Here is a 587-nt window from a genome sequence, read left to right as displayed (position 1 = left end):
ATGTAAAAGCACATGTGAAGTGGTCTTCTTCAGGAAGAAAGTGTTTAGCTCGTAAGGGGTGGAGCAAAAATCCTAAAATGATTCCTAGGCGATATGACGTTGATTATTATGGTATTGATTTAGGAAAGGAGTATATTATTAGTGTTCCCCAACAAGTGAATCAAGTTATTAATCAATGTGGTGATGAAGTTGATGAGATTGATGTAAGCTTTTATGATCAAAAAGTTGTCACTGGAGGAGTGAGAATTATATATTTAGGGAGAAATATTTCAAAATCAAAAAAATTAGTAGGGTACCCTAATCCTGTCAGAATTGATCGTTGCTGGAAAGAGCCTGTATATGACAACAGTAGTGATGTGTATGTTGGGTTCTGCAAAAAAGAAGTAAATGGCCCTGACCCTAATTATGTCTATCATGACCAAATAAAACCATATACCATTAATTTAGATTTTTATTTTCTTGATGAACCACCGGCAAAAGACAAATAGTTTGTTCGTTAAGAAGCTTATTTGGGTTTTACTGGTAGCTAGTATCGTTATATCTTGTGTAATAGGTTGGTTTGGTGAGGAAATAAAGTTCTGGTGGAG

At 34.8% G+C, this 587-nt stretch carries 1 protein-coding gene; it reads left to right on the top strand.

The annotated features are described in order from the left end of the window. A partial coding sequence (locus KCG35_RS26090; RefSeq protein ID WP_215822845.1) for a hypothetical protein occupies nucleotides 1-488 on the top strand: 488 nt, incomplete at its 5' end. Between the last annotated feature and the right edge of the window lie 99 nt (nucleotides 489-587).

Origin of the sequence: Zooshikella harenae, assembly GCF_018837975.1 — a bacterium.
GTDB classification, from domain to species: Bacteria; Pseudomonadota; Gammaproteobacteria; order Pseudomonadales; family Zooshikellaceae; genus Zooshikella; species Zooshikella harenae.
This window is presented reverse-complemented; position numbering and strand designations above follow the sequence as displayed.